The organism is Pseudomonas sp. LS44, assembly GCF_024730785.1.
Taxonomy (GTDB): Bacteria; Pseudomonadota; Gammaproteobacteria; order Pseudomonadales; family Pseudomonadaceae; genus Aquipseudomonas.
Genome location: NZ_CP102830.1, coordinates 2,296,014 through 2,314,292, shown reverse-complemented (window position 1 = coordinate 2,314,292; position 18,279 = coordinate 2,296,014). Strand labels below are relative to the sequence as shown.

Annotated in this window: 16 protein-coding genes; 10 read left to right on the top strand and 6 right to left on the bottom strand. The window is 63.1% G+C overall.

Going from position 1 to position 18,279, the window contains the following annotated elements:
- Positions 1–145: 145 nt before the first annotated feature.
- The 6 genes from NVV93_RS10225 to NVV93_RS10200 form a co-directional block, all read right to left on the bottom strand.
- Positions 146–1,243, bottom strand: coding sequence for a CaiB/BaiF CoA-transferase family protein (locus tag NVV93_RS10225; RefSeq protein WP_258250566.1), 1,098 nt, complete (start codon positions 1,241–1,243; stop codon positions 146–148).
- Positions 1,244–1,381: 138 nt separating this feature from the next.
- Positions 1,382–2,515: an acyl-CoA dehydrogenase family protein gene (locus NVV93_RS10220; protein ID WP_258250565.1), complete on the bottom strand. Its 1,134-nt coding sequence runs from the start codon at positions 2,513–2,515 to the stop codon at positions 1,382–1,384.
- A gap of 12 nt (positions 2,516–2,527) precedes the next feature.
- A complete protein-coding gene (locus tag NVV93_RS10215) occupies positions 2,528–3,724 on the bottom strand; it encodes an acyl-CoA dehydrogenase family protein (protein ID WP_258250564.1) in 1,197 nt (398 codons plus the stop codon).
- A 130-nt stretch (positions 3,725–3,854) separates the two neighbouring features.
- Positions 3,855–4,643, bottom strand: coding sequence for an enoyl-CoA hydratase/isomerase family protein (locus NVV93_RS10210; protein ID WP_258250563.1), 789 nt, complete (start codon positions 4,641–4,643; stop codon positions 3,855–3,857).
- A 42-nt stretch (positions 4,644–4,685) separates the two neighbouring features.
- Positions 4,686–5,441, bottom strand: a complete 756-nt coding sequence (locus NVV93_RS10205; RefSeq protein WP_258250562.1) for an SDR family NAD(P)-dependent oxidoreductase — start codon at positions 5,439–5,441, stop codon at positions 4,686–4,688.
- Positions 5,442–5,487: 46 nt separating this feature from the next.
- Positions 5,488–6,243, bottom strand: a complete 756-nt coding sequence (locus NVV93_RS10200; RefSeq protein WP_258250561.1) for an SDR family NAD(P)-dependent oxidoreductase — start codon at positions 6,241–6,243, stop codon at positions 5,488–5,490.
- Positions 6,244–6,565: 322 nt separating this feature from the next.
- On the opposite strand from NVV93_RS10200, the gene NVV93_RS10195 reads away from it, so the two are divergent.
- The 10 genes from NVV93_RS10195 to NVV93_RS10150 all read left to right on the top strand — a co-directional run bounded on the left by NVV93_RS10195 (position 6,566) and on the right by NVV93_RS10150 (position 18,271).
- Positions 6,566–7,753: a lipid-transfer protein gene (locus NVV93_RS10195; protein WP_258250560.1), complete on the top strand. Its 1,188-nt coding sequence runs from the start codon at positions 6,566–6,568 to the stop codon at positions 7,751–7,753.
- Between the two features lie 188 nt (positions 7,754–7,941).
- Positions 7,942–9,513: an arylsulfatase gene (locus tag NVV93_RS10190; protein ID WP_258250559.1), complete on the top strand. Its 1,572-nt coding sequence runs from the start codon at positions 7,942–7,944 to the stop codon at positions 9,511–9,513.
- Between the two features lie 210 nt (positions 9,514–9,723).
- Positions 9,724–10,161, top strand: a complete 438-nt coding sequence (locus NVV93_RS10185) for a MaoC family dehydratase N-terminal domain-containing protein (protein WP_258250558.1) — start codon at positions 9,724–9,726, stop codon at positions 10,159–10,161.
- Positions 10,162–10,173: 12 nt separating this feature from the next.
- Positions 10,174–10,593 carry a MaoC family dehydratase gene (locus NVV93_RS10180; protein ID WP_258250557.1) on the top strand — a complete coding sequence of 140 codons (420 nt, stop codon included), beginning with the start codon at positions 10,174–10,176 and terminating at the stop codon, positions 10,591–10,593.
- A 32-nt stretch (positions 10,594–10,625) separates the two neighbouring features.
- Complete coding sequence (locus tag NVV93_RS10175) at positions 10,626–11,456, top strand: SDR family NAD(P)-dependent oxidoreductase (protein ID WP_258250556.1); 831 nt, start codon at positions 10,626–10,628, stop codon at positions 11,454–11,456.
- Between the two features lie 18 nt (positions 11,457–11,474).
- The gene (locus tag NVV93_RS10170) at positions 11,475–12,626 is read left to right on the top strand and encodes an acyl-CoA dehydrogenase family protein (protein ID WP_258250555.1); all 1,152 of its coding nucleotides are present in this window, start codon (positions 11,475–11,477) and stop codon (positions 12,624–12,626) included.
- A 222-nt stretch (positions 12,627–12,848) separates the two neighbouring features.
- A complete protein-coding gene (locus tag NVV93_RS10165; protein ID WP_258250554.1) occupies positions 12,849–13,502 on the top strand; it encodes a DUF2889 domain-containing protein in 654 nt (217 codons plus the stop codon).
- A gap of 60 nt (positions 13,503–13,562) precedes the next feature.
- Positions 13,563–15,131 (top strand): long-chain-fatty-acid--CoA ligase, encoded by a 1,569-nt coding sequence (locus NVV93_RS10160; RefSeq protein WP_258250553.1) that lies wholly within the window; start codon positions 13,563–13,565, stop codon positions 15,129–15,131.
- A gap of 165 nt (positions 15,132–15,296) precedes the next feature.
- Positions 15,297–16,754 carry a DUF1254 domain-containing protein gene (locus tag NVV93_RS10155; protein ID WP_258250552.1) on the top strand — a complete coding sequence of 486 codons (1,458 nt, stop codon included), beginning with the start codon at positions 15,297–15,299 and terminating at the stop codon, positions 16,752–16,754.
- A gap of 56 nt (positions 16,755–16,810) precedes the next feature.
- Positions 16,811–18,271, top strand: coding sequence for a DUF1254 domain-containing protein (locus tag NVV93_RS10150; RefSeq protein ID WP_258250551.1), 1,461 nt, complete (start codon positions 16,811–16,813; stop codon positions 18,269–18,271).
- Positions 18,272–18,279 lie beyond the last annotated feature (8 nt).

The window sequence follows — 18,279 nt, the reverse complement described above, 5'->3', positions numbered from 1 at the left end:
GTGTACCGGGCTACATTTTGTAGCGTTCAATATCCGTATAGGCGTAACCCACCGGCCCTGCGGGGCACTGATGTTCAAGTCGGCACCGCTGGTGGGTTACGCCGCTACGCGGCTAACCCACCCTACAAAAGCCATGCGGCAAGCCTTAGACCGACTGCCATACCGAGCTGGCCGGGTCGCTCAGTGCGGCCAAGATCTGCGCGGTATGTTCGCCCGCGGCCGGAATCGCGCCGGGGGTGACCACCTCACCATCGAAGCGGGGTGCCACGCGGGTTTGCAGCAGGCCATCGCGCTCGAAATAGACACCGCGAGCGACGTTATGCGGATGCTGCGCGGCCTCACGCGGGCCGAGCACTGGTGCGAAGCACACGTCGGTCCCTTCGAACAGCGCGCACCAGTGCTGGCGCGATTGGCTGGCGAACAGCTCGGTGAAGAACTGATGCAGCTCTGCCCAGCGGCTGCGATCCCACTGCTTGGCGAAGCGCGCATCGTTCTGCAGGCCGAGTTTTTCCAGCAGCAGCGCATAGAACTGCGGCTCAAGCGAACCGAGGGTGACGAAGTCGCCATCGGCGCAGCGATAGGTGGCGTAGAACGGCGAGCTGTCGTGAATGTTCTGGCCGCGCTCGTCGGTCATCCAGCCGATGTTGCGGCTCGCCAGCATGAGCTGGAGCATGTGCGCCGAACCGTCGAGGATGGCCGCATCGACCACCGCGCCCTTGCCGGTGGCCCGCGCATTGAGGATGCCGGAGAGCAAGCCGATGGTCAGGTACTGCGCGCCGCCTCCGATATCGCCCAAAGCGGCGAAGGCTGAGGAGGGCGGGGTTTCAGGGGCGCCGTTGTGGAACAGCGCGCCGGACAGCGAGACATAGTTGTTGTCGTGGCCGGCGGCCTGAGCCATTGGCCCGGACTGGCCCCAGCCGGTCATGCGCCCGTACACCAGCTTCGGATTGCGTGCCTGGCACACTTCCGGGCCCAGACCGAGGCGTTCCATCACGCCCGGACGCATGCCTTCGATCAGCGCGTCGGCGTCTTCGATCAGGCGCAGTACCAGTTCGCGGCCTTCGGCGCTCTTCAGGTCGGCGACCACCGAACGCTTGCCGCGGTTAAGCAAATTGGCGTGGGCGGCGGCGCCGGTATCGCGCTCGACGGCGATCACTTCGGCGCCCAGATCGGCCAGGTGCATGGCCGAGAATGGCCCAGGGCCAATACCGCAGATTTCTACAATCTTGATGCCTTGCAGCATGAAATCACCTCATTGATTGATATCGGTCCAGCGGGACGCATCGGCTGGATCCTCGTAGCGTCGTAGGATGGGTTGAGCTTGTGATACCCATCCTACGAAGCCCAACCCAGGCGGCCCACCCATCCTACGGCTGAGTTTTCAGGCCACGTCCATCAGCTGGCTGAAGGCCTTGAGGTGATGATCGTCATCGCCGAACTGGCGGGCGACCATCAGCAGGTGCTTGGCGTGGTGCGACAGCACGTATTCCCAGGTCAGGCCGATGCCACCGTGCAGTTGGATGCCCTGGTCGGCGACGAAGCGCGCGGCGCGGCTGATGATGTACTTGGCGGCAGCCAAGGTACGGCTGCGCTCAGCACTGTCCGGCTGGTCAGCCACGCAGGCGGCGAGGATGGCCATCGAGGTGGCCTGGTCCAGTTCGATGCGCATGTCGACCATGCGGTGCTGCAGCGCCTGGAACCTGCCGATCACCTGGCCGAACTGCTGGCGCGTCTTCAGGTAGTCGAGGGTCAGTTGGCAGGCCGCCTCCATGCTGCCGACCGCTTCGGCGCACTGCGCAGCGATGGCGCGGCCCTGCTGGTAACGCAGCGCAGCCAGGGCCTGACCCGGCTCGCCGAGTAAGGTGCCGCTGGCATTGTCCAAGTACAACTCACAGGCCTTGCGGCCATCCAGGGTCGGGAAGGCACGGCGCTTTACCCCCGCGCTCGTCGGGTCGATCAGGAACAAGCTGATGCCGGACTCGTCGTGTGCTTCACCGCTGGTGCGGGCCGACACGAGGATCAGCCCGGCGCTCTGCCCGGCGACTACCACGGATTTACGCCCGCTGAGTCGCCAGCCACTTTCTACCGCTTCGGCGCGGGTCTGTACGTCATGCAGCTGGTAATGGCTCTGCGGCTCGTCGAGGGCCACGCCCAGCTGCAGCTGGGCGCTGGCCACGTGCGGCAGCAGTTCGTTCTTCTGCGCCGTGCTGCCCAGCTGGTTGATCAGCCCGCCGGCGAAGATCACCGAATACAGGTAGGGTTCCAGGCACAGGCCACGGCCCAGTTCGGTGGCGATCAGCATGGTGTCCACGCCGCTGCCGCCGAAGCCGCCGAACTCTTCGGCGAATGGCACAGAGGTCAGGCCTAGCTCGCCGAGCTGTTGCCAAAATTCGCGGCTGAAGCCCGGCTCGCTCTTGGCGAACTGCTCGCGCTGCTCGAAACCATAAGCGTCGCGCACCAGGCGCGCCGCGGTGTCCTGCAGCATTTGCTGCTCTTCTGTCAGTTTGAAATCCATGGTGTAGACCCCTTACAGCTCGAGAATCATCTTGGCGATGATGTTCTTCTGAATTTCGTTCGATCCGCCGTAGATCGAGGCTTTGCGCATGTCCAGGTACTGGTTGCTGGCGGCACTGCTGTACTCGGTATGCAGCAGTTCCGCGCAATCGCCGTAGCCCAGCTCCTCTTCGATGACCGGCAGGGAGTAGGTGCCCACCGCCTTGTTGATCAGGTAGGTGATCTGCTGGCGCAGCTCGGTGCCCTTGATCTTCAGGATTGAGCTTTCCGCGCCCGGCACGCCGCCGTCGCGAGTCGCGGCGAGGGTGCGCAGGTTGCTCATCTCGGCGGCCATCAATTGCATTTCCACGTCGGCGATCTGCGCGCGGAACAGCGGGTCGTCGATCAGCGGCTGGCCATTGCGCAGCTCTTGGCTGGCGACCCGTTTCAGCTTGGCCAACAGCGCCTTGGCCTGGCCGATGCCGGCGATGCCGGTGCGTTCGTGGGTGAGCAGGTACTTGGCGCAGGTCCAGCCCTTGTTCTCCTCGCCGACCAGGTTTTCCACCGGCACGCGCACGTTGTCGAAAAACACCTCGTTGACTTCGTGTTCACCGTCCAGGGTGATGATCGGCCGCACAGTAATGCCCGGGGTCTTCATGTCGATCAGCAGGAAGCTGATGCCGCGCTGCTGCTGGGCCTCGGGATCGGTGCGCACCAGGCAGAACATCCAGTCGGCGTAGTGCGCCAGGGTGGTCCAGATCTTCTGGCCGTTGACCACGTAATGGTCGCCGTCACGTACCGCGCGGGTTTTCAGCGAAGCCAGGTCGGAGCCGGCGCCCGGCTCGGAATAGCCCTGGCACCACCAGTCTTCGCAATTGAGGATGCGCGGCAGGAAATATGCCTTCTGCGCGGGCGTGCCGAACTTGATGATGACCGGCCCGACCATGTTGACGCCGAACGGAAGGATCCCCGTGGCGCCGGCAATTGCGCACTCTTCCTCGAAGATGTGCTTCTCGACCACACTCCAGCCGGTGCCACCGAGCTCCACCGGCCAACTGGCGGCCAGCCAGCCACGCTCATTGAGCAGGCGCATCCAGGTGACCTGGTCTTGTTTGTCGAAGCGTTTTCCGTGGCGACCGCGCGCAGCGAAATCGGCCGGCAGCTTGTCACTTAGAAACGTGCGCACCTCGTCCTGGAAGGCGAGTTCAGCGGGGGTGTAACGGATGTCCATCGAGGAAGTCCTCCAATCTATTCATATGAGTGGGCCAGGATGAGCCAGTCAGGCTAGGTGCCGGATAGCGCCGTAGACGAAAGACGCCTTACCCACGTCGACAATGGCGTGTTGGCCCGCAATCGCGTGCTCAGACGCCGCGGAACACCGGCGTGCGCTTCTCGGCGAAGGCCTTGAGGGCTTCCTTGTGGTCGGCGCTGGAGAAGTTTTCCTTCTCCAGCGCCAGCGAGGTGTCGAGGACCAGGTTCACCGTGTCGCGCACGATCTTGTTCACGCTGGCCTTGCTCGCCAGGATCGCCAGGCGCGGGCCGTCGGCCATGCGGCGGGCCATGGCCGTGGCGGTGGCCAGGGCCTCGCCATTGGCGACCACCTGGTTGATCAGGCCGATGCGCTCGGCTTCGGTGGCGGTCATGGCGTCGCCGGTGAACAGGTACTGCTTGGCGCGTGCCGGGCCGACCAACAGCGGCCAGATCGCGGCACCGCCATCACCGGCGGCGACCCCGACCCGTACATGCGGGTCGGAAATCTTCGCCGACTCGGCGGCGAAGACCATGTCGCAGAACAGTGCCAGGGTCGCGCCCAGGCCGGCGGCGTGGCCGTTGACCGCGGCGATGAGCGGCTGCGGCAGTTCGAGCATGTCGATGATGATCTTGCGCGCTTCGCGGAACAGCTGGTTGAGGCCTTCCTGATCGATGTCGCGCATCCACGCCAGGTCGCCGCCGCCGCAAAAACCGCGGCCTTCGCCGGTCAGCACCACCGCATGCACGCTACGGTCGGCGGCGATGTCGGCGAATACGGTCGAGAGTTCAGTGTGCAGCGCGGCATCGATCGCGTTGAACGTTTCGGGACGATTCAGGCGTACGGTCAGCACGCCGTTGTCTTGGGCGAAGGTGATGAATTTGTAGGCTTCGTAGTTCATGAGAGCTCCAGGAGTTTTTGGCCACAGGGCCGGCGAGTGGGGTTACGCGAGCACGCCGCCATCGACGACGAAATGCCCGCCAGTGGCGTAGGAAGACTTGTCCGAGGCCAGCCACAGGACCATTTCCGCTTGCTCGGCCGGCTCAGCCAGGCGGCGCATCGGCACGGAGCGGGCCAGGGCGTCCAGGCCCTTGGGATCTAAGAGACTGGTCTCGCCGACGAGCATCGGCGTCGCCACGAAACCGGGGCACAGCGCATTGATGCGCACGCCGTACTTGCCGTATTCCAGCGCGGCGCTGCGGGTCAGGCCGATCACACCGTGTTTGGAAGCCGAGTAGGCGGCTGATCCTGCGGTGCCCTGCAGGCCCATGATCGAGGCGGTATTGATGATCGAGCCGCCGCGCTCTTTCATGGCGCGCAGTTCATGCACCATGCAGTTGAAAACCCCGGTCAGGTTCACATCCAGAACCTGGCGCCACTGCTCCAGGCCCTGGTCCTGAGTGAGCGATGGTGCGCCGCCGATGCCGGCATTGTTGAAGGCGATGTCGAGCTGGCCGTAGTGCCCCAGCGTCGCTTCGACCAATGCGGCGCAATCCGCGTCGCGGCGCACATCGACACGCTGGAAAAACGCCTCGCCGCCAGCCTGGCGGATCTCCTCGACCATGGCCTGGCCTGCGGTCTCGCTCATGTCTGCCACGGCGACCCGCGCACCTTCACGGGCAAACAGCAGAGCGGTGGCGCGACCGATTCCGGAGGCGCCGCCGGTGACGATCGCGACTTTGTTGTGCAAAAGCTTCATATGAATTCTCACTCTCGAATGTGGGGATATGGACGCAATCCGGCTCTTAGGCCGTGGTCCCGCCATCGACGACGAACTGCCCACCGTTGGCATAGGAGGACTTGTCCGAAGCCAGCCACAGCACCATCTCGGCCATTTCTTCGGGGCGACCCTGGCGGCGTAGCGCCGAGCCCTTCACACCGGCGTTGATCATCTTGTCGTTGAAGCCGCTGTCCGGGCCGACGGTCATCGGTGTCTCGATCAGGCCGGGGCACAGGGCGTTGATGCGCACGCCGTACTTGCCGTATTCCAGCGCGGCGCTGCGGGTCAGGCCGATCACTCCGTGCTTGGAGGCCGAGTAGGCCGCCGCGCCGTAGGCGCCCTGGATGCCGGCTATCGAGGCGGTATTGATGATCGAGCCACCGCGCTCTTTCATCACGCGAAGCTCATGCACCATGCAGTTGAAAACGCCGGTCAGGTTGACGTCGAGCATGCGTTGCCAGAGCGCCAGGCCCTGGTCTTCAGTCAGCGTCGGTGCAGCGAAGATGCCGGCGTTGTTGAAGGCGATGTCGAGCTGACCGAAGCGAGCCAGGGTGGCCGCGACCAGCGCCGCACAGTTCTCGTCGCTGCGCACGTCGAGGGTTTGCATGAAGGCTGTGCCACCGGCCTGCTCAATCTCCCTGACCACTTCAGCGCCGGCCACTTCGCTCATATCCGCGACCACCACCTTGGCGCCGTTGCGGGCGAACAGCAGTGCGCTGGCGCGGCCAATGCCGGACGCGCCGCCGGTCACGACCGCGACCTTGCCTTGTAGAGCTGCCATAGAAAATTCCTCTGCGCCTGGACCGGGCATGCCGGATGTTGTTTGGGGGAGGGCGACCATGGCCAGCGAAGCTAATGCACGGGCGCGGAATCGAATCCACTCCAGGGGAGTGGGCGGGGGTAGGTCGGGGGCGCGCGGCGTTGGCCCGGCGCGCCGGGGCGATTCAGAGAGAGTGGGCAAGGTCTTCCAGGCGTACCCCCACCCACCCACTCCCTCGGGGCGGGTGACCCCATCCGATGGATAGGTATCTTGGGCACATGAGCCGGCTCTGCCCGCTCGCTTGCGCAGGTCGCGAGACACAACCAACTGTATGGAGAAGACAATGTCGCAGAAAGTGTACGTAGCGGGCGTGGGCATGATCCCGTTCATGAAGCCCGGTGCCAGCGGTACCTACATCCAGATGGGCGCCGAAGCCACCCGTCTGGCGCTGAAGGATGCCGGTATCGACTACAAGCTGGTGCAGCAGGCCTATGTTGGCTACGTCTACGGCGACTCCACCAGCGGCCAGTCGGCCCTCTACGAAGTCGGCCTGAGCGGCATCCCGATGCTCAACGTCAACAATAACTGCTCGACCGGCTCCAGCGCGCTGTACCTGGCTCGCCAGGCGGTGGAGAGCGGCGCGGTCGACTGCGCCCTGGCCCTGGGCTTCGAACAGATGCAACCGGGCGCCCTGAAGAATCATTGGGATGACCGTCCTGGCGTGACGGGCAAATGTATGGATATCGCCGCGCAACTGGCCAGCGATGTGCCGGAAATGCCGATGGCCCTGAAAATGTTCGGTGGCGCCGGCCGCGAGCACATGCAGAAGTACGGCACGCAGATGAGCACCTTCGCCGCGATCCGCGCCAAGGCCAGCCGTCATGCCGTCAACAACCCGCTGGCGCTGTTCCGCAAAGTCGTCACCACTGAAGACGTGATGAACGACATGGTCGTTTGGCCGGACGTGATGACCCGTCTGATGGCCTGCCCGCCGACTTGCGGCGGCGCGGCGGCGATCGTCTGCTCGGAAGCCTTCGCCAAGAAGCACGGCCTGCGCACCGACGTAGTGATCCTCGCCCAGTCGATGACCACCGACGCGCCGATCGCCTACGAGCCGCCGTCGATGATCCAGATGGTTGGCCGCGATATGGCCGAGCGCGCCTCGCGTGAAGTCTACGAAAAAGCCGGCATCGGCCCGCAGGACATCCGCGTAGCCGAGATGCACGACTGCTTCGCCCACAACGAGCTGCTGACTTATGAAGCGCTGGGTCTCTGCCCGATTGGCGGCGCCGAGAAATTCGTCCTCGATGGCGACAACACCTATGGCGGCCAAGTGGTCACCAACCCCTCCGGCGGCCTGCTCTCCAAGGGCCACCCGCTGGGCGCCACCGGCTTGGCGCAGTGCTATGAGCTGACCCATCAGCTGCGTGGCACTGCCGAGGCGCGTCAGGTCGAAGGCTTGAATCACGCCCTGCAACACAACCTGGGCCTGGGCGGCGCTTGCGTCGTGACCTTGTACGGTCGCGGCTAACGTCGGGTTATTGATCAGGTTTCGTAGGGTGGGTTAGGCCGCAGGCCGTAACCCACCGACCGGCCGCAGGGTCGGTCAGCGGGATGTCTGCCGACATCCATGGCAGGTACGCCGCTACGCGGCTAACCCGCCCTACGACTTACGGCTTCATTGACCACTTTGCAGACTCACAAAAAGGAGATAGCAAAATGACCTACATAGGAAAAAAGCTCGCCAGATTGGTCCTGGCTATCGGCCTGTCGAGTGCGGCGCTAAGCGCTTTTGCCGCCGAAAAGCCCAATGTCTTGGTGATCTTTGGTGACGACGTCGGCATCTTCAATCTGAGTGCCTACAACCAAGGCATGATGGGCTACGAGACGCCGAACATCGACCGTATCGCCAAAGAGGGTGCGCTGTTCACCCACGGCTACGGCGAGCAGTCCTGCACTGCCGGTCGCTCGGCCTTCGCCCTCGGCCAGCATCCGTTCCGCACCGGCCTGCTGACCGTCGGCATGCCAGGCTCCGAGCACGGCATCCCGGACTGGGCGCCGACCATCGGCGACGTGATGAAGCAGCAGGGCTACACCACTGGCCAGTTCGGCAAGAACCACCTCGGCGACCGCAACCAGCACCTGCCGACCAACCACGGTTTCGACGAATTCTTCGGCAACCTCTACCACATGAACGCCGAGGAAGAGCCGGAGACCTACTACTACCCGAAAGACCCGGAATTCCGCAAAAAATACGGTCCGCGCGGGGTGATCCATTCCTACGCCGACGGCAAGATCGAGGACACCGGCCCGCTGACCCGCAAGCGCATGGAAACCATCGACGACGAGTTGGTGCAGGCCACCGAGAACTTCATCGATAAAGCGAACAAGGCCGACAAACCCTTCTTCGTCTGGTTCAACAGCACGCGCATGCATGTCTGGACCCACCTGAAGAAAGAGTACGACGGCAAGACCGGGATTGGCCTGTATCCGGACGGCATGGTTGAACACGATGACCACGTCGGCAAGCTGCTGAAGAAGCTCGACGACCTCGGCATCGCCGACAACACCATCATCATCTACACCACCGACAATGGCGCCGAGAAGTTCACCTGGCCGGATGGCGGCACCTCACCGTTCCATGGCGAAAAGGGCACCTCCAATGAAGGCGGCCACCGTGTGCCGCTGCTGGTGAAATGGCCGGGCGTGATCAAGCCAGGCAGCCGCTTCAACAACATGATCGCCCATAACGACTGGATGCCGACCCTGGCAGCCGCCGCCGGCAACGCGAGCCTGGTGGCCGATATGGCCAAGGGCAGCCAACTGAGCGGCAAGCAATACCGCGTGCACCTGGACGGCTACAACTTCCTGCCGTTCTTCAAGGGCGAGGCGAAGGACAGCCCGCGCGAGGAGTACTTCTACTTCAGCATGGGTGGCGATCTGGATGCGATCCGTTGGAAGGAGTGGCGCTTGAGCTTTGCCACCATGGAAGGCGGTTTCGGCGACGCTTCCCGCAGGGTTGCCAACGTGCCGGTGCTGACCAACCTGCTGGCTGACCCGTTCCAGACCGCGCGCCAGGAATCGGACATGGCGCGGCGCTGGGCCTTCGATCAGGCGTGGTTGTTCGTGCCGATCCAGGCCAAGGTCAAGGCCTTCATGGGTAGCCTGTCGCAGTACCCGTTCCAGGAAGGCGTCAGCCTGAATGTGGCCAACATCAACTATCAGAGCCTGGCGGTGAAGAAGGCGATGATGAGTCTGCAGAAGGCGCCTCCAGCAAAGCCCGCGCAATGAACAGCTCGCCTGGCGGATCACTATTGATCCGGCCCATTGATGTCTTGATTTCGTAGGGTGGGTTAGCCGTAGGCGTAACCCACCGACCGGCCACAGGGATGCCTGGCGACATCCATGGCGGGTTACGCCGCTGCGCGGCTAACCCGCCCTACGACTGCGTGCGCGTCTTCGGGCGCGCCTCTCGAAAAGTTCTTATAGGAGACATGTGAAATGGCAGACAAAAGTCTGATCGGCCGTTCGCTCGGCGTCACCAGCGTCGAAGTGGAAAAAGGCCGCCTGCGTTTCTTCGCCAAGGCCATTGGTGAAACCGATCCGATATATACCGACGAAGCCGCTGCCCAAGCCGCCGGCTACAAGTCGCTACCGGTGCCGCCGAGCTTCTTCATGTGCCTCGGCGGCGAAGGTCGCGACCTGGTCGAGCAGCTGAACATCTACGGTTTCGATCTCGGCCGCATCCTGCACGCCGAACAGTCGTTCGTGTACCACAAGCCCGCGGTGGCCGGTGATGTGCTGACCTTCGACACCAAGATCGCCGACGTCTACGACAAGAAAGGCGGCGCGCTGCAGTTCGTGGTCAATGAAACCCGTGTGACCAACCAGGACGGCGAGCACATCGCCGATGTCCGTGGCACCGTCGTTCAGCGTTAAGGAGCCAGCAAAATGACTACCGTTCAATACTCCGATATCCAGGTTGGCGACGAGATCCCGCTGCTCAAGCTGCAACCGATCAATCGCACCACCCTGGCCCTGTATGCCGGCGCCTCGGGTGACCACAACCCGATCCACATCGACATCGACTTCGCCCGCAAGGCGCGGATGCCCGACGTGTTCGCCCACGGCATGTTGTCTGCCGCCTACCTCGGCCGCCTGCTGACCCGCTGGGTGCCACAGAGCCAATTGCGCAGCCTGTCGATCCGTTTCACCGGCATCACCCAGCTCGGCCACATCCCGACCTGCACCGGCAAAGTCACCGAGAAGTTCGAAGAAAACGGCGAGAAGCGTGTGCGTCTGGCGATCCGCTGCGGCAATCAGTACGGCGAAGAAAAGCTCGCCGGCGAAGCCGTGGTCGCCCTGGCCTGATATTCCATCCCCCCACTCGTAGGAACAGTTAAATGAAAAAGCTCGAAGGTAAAGTCGCTCTGGTAACCGGCTCTGGCCGTGGCATTGGTCGTGAAGTCGCCCTGCAACTGGCTGCCTACGGCGCCAAAGTCGTGGTCAACGACCTGGACGCCGGCCCGGCTGAAGAAGTGGTCGCCGAGATCCGTGCTGCGGGCGGCGAAGCCGTGGCCTGCGTCGGCAGCGTTACCGCTGTTGATTTCGCCGAGCGCCTGGTGCAAACCGCGGTCACGGCTTACGGCGCCATCGACATCATCATCAACAACGCCGGCTTCACCTGGGACAACGTGATCCAGAAGATGAGCGACGAGCAGTGGTACGCCATCATGGATTGCCACCTGACCGCGCCGTTCCGCATCCTGCGCGCCGCTCAGCCGATCATCAGCGCCGCTGCCAAGAAAGAAGCCGCCGAAGGCCGCGAAGTGTTCCGCAAAGTGGTGAACATCTCCTCCGGCGCCGCTGGCGGCAACCCCGGCCAGAGCAACTACTCCTCGGCCAAAGCCGGCATCCTCGGCCTGACCAAGACCCTCTCCAAGGAGTGGGGCCGCTTCAAGGTCAACGTCAACGCCGTGGCCTTCGGCTTCATCGAAACCCGTCTGACTCAGGCGCTGGCCGGCGACGAGAGCAAGACCGTGAACATCGAGGGTCGCGAGATCAAGGTCGGCGTGCAGCAGTCTTTGGTCGACGGCGCCAGCCAGATAATCCCACTGGGTCGCCCAGGTACTCCGGAAGAAGCAGCCGGTGCGGTGGTCATGCTGTGCCTGCCGGAAGCCAACTACGTGTCCGGCCAGACCATCGTCTGCGGCGGCGGTTACGGCAACGTTTAATCCTACGAGGAAATCGATATGCAACTGGAAAACTATCGCTCCCCGTGGATGGACTCCGACCTGGATGCCTTCCGCGACAGCATTCGCCGCTTCGTCCGTGAGCAACTGATGCCGCACGAAGACAAGTGGCGCGAACAGCACCGCTCCGACCGTTCGGCCTGGCTGGCCGCCGGCGAGATGGGCATGATCCTGCCGGATATGCCCTCCGAGTACGGCGGCGCCGATGGCACCCCGGCGCACTATGCCGTGACCTTGGAGGAGCTGACCTATGCCGGCGTGACGAGCCTGGGTCTGGGGATCAGCCATATTGTTGGCCACTACATCCTGGACAGCGGTACCGAAGAGCAGAAGCTCAAGTGGCTGCCGAAGATCGCCTCCGGCGAGTGCATCACCTCGATCGCCATGACCGAGCCGGGCACCGGCTCCGACCTGCAGGGTGTGCGCACTCGGGCGGTGAAGAAGGGCGACAAATACGTCATCAGCGGCTCGAAGACCTTCATCACCAACGGTCAGATCAGTGACATCGTGGTGGTGATCGCCAAGACCGATCTGGAGGCCAAGGGTTCGCGCGGTATCTCGTTGTTCATCGTCGACACCAAGACCGCGGGCTTCCAGCGCGGCAAGTGCCTGGACAAGGTCGGCCTGCCGGGCCAGGACACCTCGGAAATGTTCTTCGAGGAGTGCGAAGTGTCGGCCGACTGCCTGATCGGTGGCGTTGAGGGTCAGGGTTTCATCCAGCTGATGCAGCAACTGCCCTACGAGCGCGCGCAGATCGGCATCGGTGCCGCTGCCCAGATGGAGCGCGCACTGGCGCTGACCGTCGAGTACACCAAGGAGCGCAAGGCCTTCGGCAAGGCGATCATCGACTTCCAGAACACCCGCTTCCAGTTGGCCGAGATCAAGGCCACGGTCACCGCGTCGCGGACCTTCGCCGACCTGATCGTGCAACGCTGGGTGGACGGCACTCTGGACACCACACTGGCCTCGATGGGCAAGTTCTGGCTGACCGATCGCCAAGGGGAAGTGGTTGACCGCTGCCTGCAGTTCTTCGGCGGCTTCGGCTACATGAACGAGTACCCGATCGCGAGGATGTTCTCCGACTCTCGCGTGGCGCGTATCTATGGCGGCGCCAACGAGATCCAGCGCGAGGTGGTCGGTCGGTCGCTGTAACCCACTAGTCATGGTCTCGCGGGTGCGCATCGCTTTTGTAGGGTGGGTTAGCCGCGTAGCGGCGTAACCCACCAGCGCTGCCGACCTGAACATCAGTGCCCCGCAGGGTCGGTGGGTTACGCCTACGGCTAACCCACTCTACGCCTTACGGATCTGTTTCCCAACGGCACTCCGGCAGGCTTGCCTGCCGTTCGAATGCCGTTTTTTTATACGTGGTACGAGATGAGTGAAATGAAGGAAAACGTATCGGCTGCCTCGACCCGGCAGCGACTGCATACCCGCCAGGTCGAATGCACCGGCTTTTTGCGCAGCGACGGCTTGATCGATATCGAAGGGCGCTTGCTGGACACCAAGCACCACGATCACGACGCCTACTACAAGATGATCCTGGCCGGTGAGCCGGTGCATCGGATGCGCGTGGTGATGACCGTCGATTTGCAGTTCGTGATTCATGACATCAAAGCCGTCACCGAAGACGCACCGTCACCGTTCTGTCCAGGAGTCGCGGCGATCTATGCCAGCCTGATCGGCCTGAAGATCGGCCCGGGCTTCAAGAAACAGGTCGCCCAGCGCGTCGGTGGCACCAAGGGCTGTACGCACCTCACCGAATTGCTCGGCCCCATGGCTACCACGCTGTATCAGAGCACCTTCGATCTGCTCCAGGACGCCGAGCGCGAGCGTGCTGCCAGTGATCCGGACTATGTCGCGCCGAAGCTCTGGGTTATCGATACCTGCCAGGTCTACCGGGCTGACGGCGAAGCGGCACGCATGCGCTGGCCAGATGCTCACCAGGTAGCAAGCGAGCCGGTACGCCTGATGACCGGCACGGAAATAGCGCGAACCACGCAAAGAGACGTAGCCGGCACGTTTGCATGACTTGAGTCTGCGACGTACCTCGACCCAGTGACCAAAAACAACAAGATATTGGAGTTTCCGATGTACATCACTCAAGGTTTGCACCGTCATATTCAGAGCCGCCCGAATGCCACAGCCATTCGTTATCGGGGTCGCAGTGTCAGCTATGCCGAGTTCGGTGAGCGCGTCGCCCGTCTGGCCGGCGCGCTGAAAAATCTGGGCGTAACCAGTGGCGAGCGAGTGGCGATGCTGTCGCTCAACTCGCAGCGTTATATCGAGTACTACCAGGCGGTGCCCTGGGCGGATGCGGTGCTCAACCCGGTGAATATCCGCTGGAGCGTGGCGGAGATCGTCTACTCGCTGGACGATTCGGAAACCAGCGTGCTGATCGTCGACGACGCCTTCCTCGGGCTGGCCGGCAAGGTCATCGAGGCGGCGAAAACCCTGCGCCTGGTGATCTATGCAGGCGACGGTGAAACCCCTGAGGGCATGCTCAGTTACGAAGCGTTGCTCGCTGGTAGCGAACCGGTGGAAGACGCCCGCCGGGGTGGCGATTCGCTGCTGGGGATCTTTTATACCGGCGGCACTACCGGGTTCCCCAAGGGGGTAATGCTCAGCCACAACAACATGGGCTTCTCGGGCCTGGCCGCCATCAACCAGACCGGCTACGGTCCGCATACCGTCTATCTGCATGCGATGCCGATGTTCCATGTGGCCGACCTGTCGTCGATGGTCGGGTTGTTTATCAGTGGTGGTGTGCATGTGGTATTGCCTGCGTTCAAGCCGCAGGAAGTGCTCGAGCAGATCAGTCAGGAGAGGCCCAGCAACACCTTGCTGGCGCCAACCATGCTGCAGATGCTCATCGACTGGCGCGAGGCCAATCCGGCTGCGGCCGAACTCGATCTGAGCGCGCTCGGGGAAATCACCTATGGCGCTTCGGCCATCTCCCCGGCGTTGCTCGACCGCGCTCGCCAGGCTTTCCCCGCGGCCAAGTTCATCCAGGGCTACGGCATGACCGAACTGGCCCCTGGCGCGTCCATCCTGGGTGCCGAGTATCACTGTGAGGCGCATCAGCGCAGCGGCAAGATGTACTCGGCCGGCTTGCCGATCACCTGCATTGAAATGCGCGTCGCCGACGCCGAAGACCGCGAAGTGCCGCGCGGCACCGTCGGCGAGATTCTCGTGCGTGGGCCGAACGTCATGCTCGGCTACTGGAAAAAGCCGGAAGCCACCGCCGAAGCGCTGCGTGGTGGTTGGATGCACACCGGCGACGGCGGCTACATGGACGAGGACGGCTTCATCTACATCTGCGACCGCCTCAAGGACATGATCGTTAGCGGCGGGGAGAACATCTTCACCGCCGAAGTCGAGAGCGCCATCGCCAGCCATCCGGCCGTCGCCCAAGCCGCGGTGATCGGCGTTCCCTGCGATAAGTGGGGCGAGACGGTGCACGCGGTGCTTATCCGCAAGCCGGAGCACAGCGTCAGCGAAGAGGACATCATCTCCCATTGTCGCGAGCGCATCGCCGGTTACAAGGTGCCGCGCAGCGTCGAGTTCCGCGACACGTTGCCACTGTCCAGTGTCGGCAAGGTGCTGAAAACCGACCTGCGCGCGCCGTTCTGGGAAGGTCGCAAACGCGGCGTGGCCTGAGCCAGCTTGGTCGGTGGGTTACGCCTACGGCTAACCCACCCGACGAGTCTGGCTCGCTTCTATCCCCTCGCCCCATTGGGGAGTGGGTGAGGGGGCGGAGCCTGCGGGCACGTCGCTACTTCGCGGCGAGCCATGAAAAACAATAACCAGCAGAGAACTGAAACCATGGAAACACGCTGTGCTACCACTCTGTCCGCGGGTTGCAAGAGACTGTTCGCCGCCTGCCTGTTAAGCCTCGGTCTGGCCAGCGCCGCGCTGCCGCTCGCCGCGCGCGCCGAGACGTCCTTCACCTCGGAACAACTGCAAAGCCGCATGCTCGAACGCCGCGCCGTCGAAGCGGCCGTCTGGGGCATCCCACTGGTCAACTTCGACGCCATGCGCCAGGCCTATTTCCGCGATGCCGGCGCGCAGTACAACGACGTCATGTACTGGTCGCGCCCGTCGGACTGGAAGAACCAGACCACTACGCCGAACCACTCGACCATCTACGTGATGGTCTTCGTCAATGTTAAAGACGGCCCGGTGGTGCTCGACATTCCGGCGACCAAGAACGCCGGCCTGTACGGCGCCGTGGTCGATTCGTGGACCATTCCGCTGCTCAACGTCGGCAGTCGCGGCGAAGATCAGGGCAAGGGTGGCCGTTATCTGGTACTGCCGCCGGGCTACAAGGGCGAAGTGCCGGCCGGCTACATCGCGATCCCGAGCAGTACCGTCAACAACTACACGCTGTTACGGGTGATCACCAAGACCACCAGCGACGCGGATCTGGCCGGTGGCGTCGACTACCTGAAGACTCTCAAGGTCTATCCGCTGGCCAAAGCGGCGGCGCCGGCCGCCAATCGCTATATCGACGTGGCCGACAAGGTCTACGACGGCATCGTCAAATACGACGCCAGCTTCTACGAGTCGCTGGCACGGATGGTCGCCGAAGAGCCGGTGCAGGCGCGCGACCTGGCCATCATGGGCCAGCTGAGTGCGTTGGATATCGGTAAGACGCTGAGCTTCAAACCGGACGCGCAACGTCAGGCGCTGCTTCAGCGTGGCATCGAGGAAGCGCACGCCTACATGATGGATGGCTATGCCAAGTCGGGCATCGCGATCTGGGGTGACAAGCGCAAATGGCGCTCGCTGGCAGGACCGAAGGCAATGGCGACGAAATTGTCGTTCATCGATCCAGCGCAGGAGATGCATCTCGATCAGCGCGCCTACGCCTGGTTCGCCATGTTCGGGCCGATCGTGCCGCCGGGTCCGCATGTATACATGAAGAGCTACGAAACCGATAAAGGCCAGCAGCTCGATGGTAGCCACAGTTACCGGCTGACCATTCCGGCCAACCCCCCGGCGCGTGATTTCTGGGCGGTAGACGCCTACGACGGGCACACGGCCGGTTTCATCCGTGAAGCCAAGGTGGTGGGGCTGGACTCCTACAACCAGCAGATGAAGAAGAACGCTGACGGCAGCGTCGATCTGTACTTCGGACCCAAGCCACCAGCCGGGAATGAGAGCAACTGGATCAGCACCAAAGCGGGCCAGCCGTTCTTCATCTTGTTCCGCATCTACGGTCCGGACAAGGCCATGGCCGAGCGCAGCTGGGTGTTGAACGATATCGAACAGCTCGACTGATCTCGCCGTTGCTTCGCAGCATCCAGGTATATCGAATCATCACAAGGAAACTCTCTATGTCGCGCACCCTAACGCTACCCCGCGGCCTTGCCATCTTGTTGTGCCTTGCTCCGCTGGCCGCGGCCGTACAGGCCCAGGACGCCCCTGGACCCTATGCCTTCGAGAACGGTTATCCAACTGCCGAAACCGTGCAGCGCGTATACGACGACGTTGATCTGAACCGGGCCCTGCAGACCTATCGGTTCTTCTACCCCAACGTGGCGATGATGCATCTGTGGAAATCCAACCTGGCCTTGGGTCAGGTGCCCAACAAGGTATTCACCATTCTCGAGGGCACGCCCAAGAAACGCGTGTTCACTGCCAACTCCGATACGCCTTACGCCGGCGCGATGCTCGACCTGTCCGCCGGCCCGGTGGTGGTCGAGTTGCCCGTCGGACCGATCATGAGCGTGGTCAACGACCTCAACCAGCGCTGGGTCGCCGACCTTGGCCTACCTGGCCCAGACAAGGGCCAGGGCGGCAAGTACCTGTTCCTGCCGCCGGGCTATCAGGGCGAGGTGCCGGCGGGCTATTTCACCGCCCAGTCGACCACCAATCGCTTGCTTCTAATGCTGCGCGCCTTGCCCAAGGACGGCCAGCAGGCGGCTATCGCGCTGATGAAATCGGTCAAGATCCATCCGCTGGACAACGCCGCCGCCTGGCCGGCGCCGCAATGGCTGGACCAGGCCGGTAAGGCCAGCGACATTTCCACTGTGCCGATGGAAAGCACCCTGCAGTACTGGCGCGAGCTACATGAGTTGATCGACAGCGAGCCGGCCTTCGCCGAGTACCAGAACTATTACGGCGAGCTGGCCGCGCTGGGCATCGCCAAGGGCAAGCCCTTCAACCCGGACGCACGCATGCAGCGCATCCTCACGGAGGCCGCGCAGCGCGGTAACGCGCAAATGCGCGTGCAGTCGCTGGCCGACCGTCGCGCCGACCGCCTGGCCTGGCCAGACCGGCAGTGGGAATGGGCAGTGCTGCGCCCGGAGAACGGCAAGTTCGAAGTCGATGGCCGCGTCGATCTGGAAGCGCGGGAAAAGTGGTTCTACCAGGCGATGATCGCCTCACCGGCGATGTTCCGCCGCGCCCCCGGCGCCGGCTCGCTCTACTGGCTGGGCAGTCGCGACAATCACGGCGCTTTCCTCGATGGCAGCAAGACCTACAAGCTGAGCGTGCCCCAGCCGGTGCCGGCCAAGCTGTTTTGGTCGGTGACGGTGTACGACAGCGAGACTCGCTCGCAGATCGAAAACCCGCAGAACCATGCGGCCCTGCGCTCGATGATCGAACTTCAGAGTGTCGCCAAGGAAGGGGTGACCGAGCTGTACTTCGGCCCCACCGCCCCGGCCGGTCACGAGAAACAATGGATCAAGACCTTGTCGGGCAAGGGCTGGTTTACCTATTTCCGTATCTATGGCCCCGAGGCAGCGGCCTTCGACGGACGCTGGAAGCCATACGATTTCGAGGAAGTGAAATAGCCCTGCCA

What these genes read in the sequence shown, in the direction of transcription:
- NVV93_RS10225 (WP_258250566.1), bottom strand. Translation starts at nt 1,243, where the DNA reads ATGCTGCAAGGCATCAAGATTGTAGAAATCTGCGGTATTGGCCCTGGG.
- NVV93_RS10220 (WP_258250565.1), bottom strand. Translation starts at nt 2,515, where the DNA reads ATGGATTTCAAACTGACAGAAGAGCAGCAAATGCTGCAGGACACCGCG.
- NVV93_RS10215 (WP_258250564.1), bottom strand. Translation starts at nt 3,724, where the DNA reads ATGGACATCCGTTACACCCCCGCTGAACTCGCCTTCCAGGACGAGGTG.
- NVV93_RS10210 (WP_258250563.1), bottom strand. Translation starts at nt 4,643, where the DNA reads ATGAACTACGAAGCCTACAAATTCATCACCTTCGCCCAAGACAACGGC.
- NVV93_RS10205 (WP_258250562.1), bottom strand. Translation starts at nt 5,441, where the DNA reads ATGAAGCTTTTGCACAACAAAGTCGCGATCGTCACCGGCGGCGCCTCC.
- NVV93_RS10200 (WP_258250561.1), bottom strand. Translation starts at nt 6,243, where the DNA reads ATGGCAGCTCTACAAGGCAAGGTCGCGGTCGTGACCGGCGGCGCGTCC.
- NVV93_RS10195 (WP_258250560.1), top strand. Translation starts at nt 6,566, where the DNA reads ATGTCGCAGAAAGTGTACGTAGCGGGCGTGGGCATGATCCCGTTCATG.
- NVV93_RS10190 (WP_258250559.1), top strand. Translation starts at nt 7,942, where the DNA reads ATGACCTACATAGGAAAAAAGCTCGCCAGATTGGTCCTGGCTATCGGC.
- NVV93_RS10185 (WP_258250558.1), top strand. Translation starts at nt 9,724, where the DNA reads ATGGCAGACAAAAGTCTGATCGGCCGTTCGCTCGGCGTCACCAGCGTC.
- NVV93_RS10180 (WP_258250557.1), top strand. Translation starts at nt 10,174, where the DNA reads ATGACTACCGTTCAATACTCCGATATCCAGGTTGGCGACGAGATCCCG.
- NVV93_RS10175 (WP_258250556.1), top strand. Translation starts at nt 10,626, where the DNA reads ATGAAAAAGCTCGAAGGTAAAGTCGCTCTGGTAACCGGCTCTGGCCGT.
- NVV93_RS10170 (WP_258250555.1), top strand. Translation starts at nt 11,475, where the DNA reads ATGCAACTGGAAAACTATCGCTCCCCGTGGATGGACTCCGACCTGGAT.
- NVV93_RS10165 (WP_258250554.1), top strand. Translation starts at nt 12,849, where the DNA reads ATGAGTGAAATGAAGGAAAACGTATCGGCTGCCTCGACCCGGCAGCGA.
- NVV93_RS10160 (WP_258250553.1), top strand. Translation starts at nt 13,563, where the DNA reads ATGTACATCACTCAAGGTTTGCACCGTCATATTCAGAGCCGCCCGAAT.
- NVV93_RS10155 (WP_258250552.1), top strand. Translation starts at nt 15,297, where the DNA reads ATGGAAACACGCTGTGCTACCACTCTGTCCGCGGGTTGCAAGAGACTG.
- NVV93_RS10150 (WP_258250551.1), top strand. Translation starts at nt 16,811, where the DNA reads ATGTCGCGCACCCTAACGCTACCCCGCGGCCTTGCCATCTTGTTGTGC.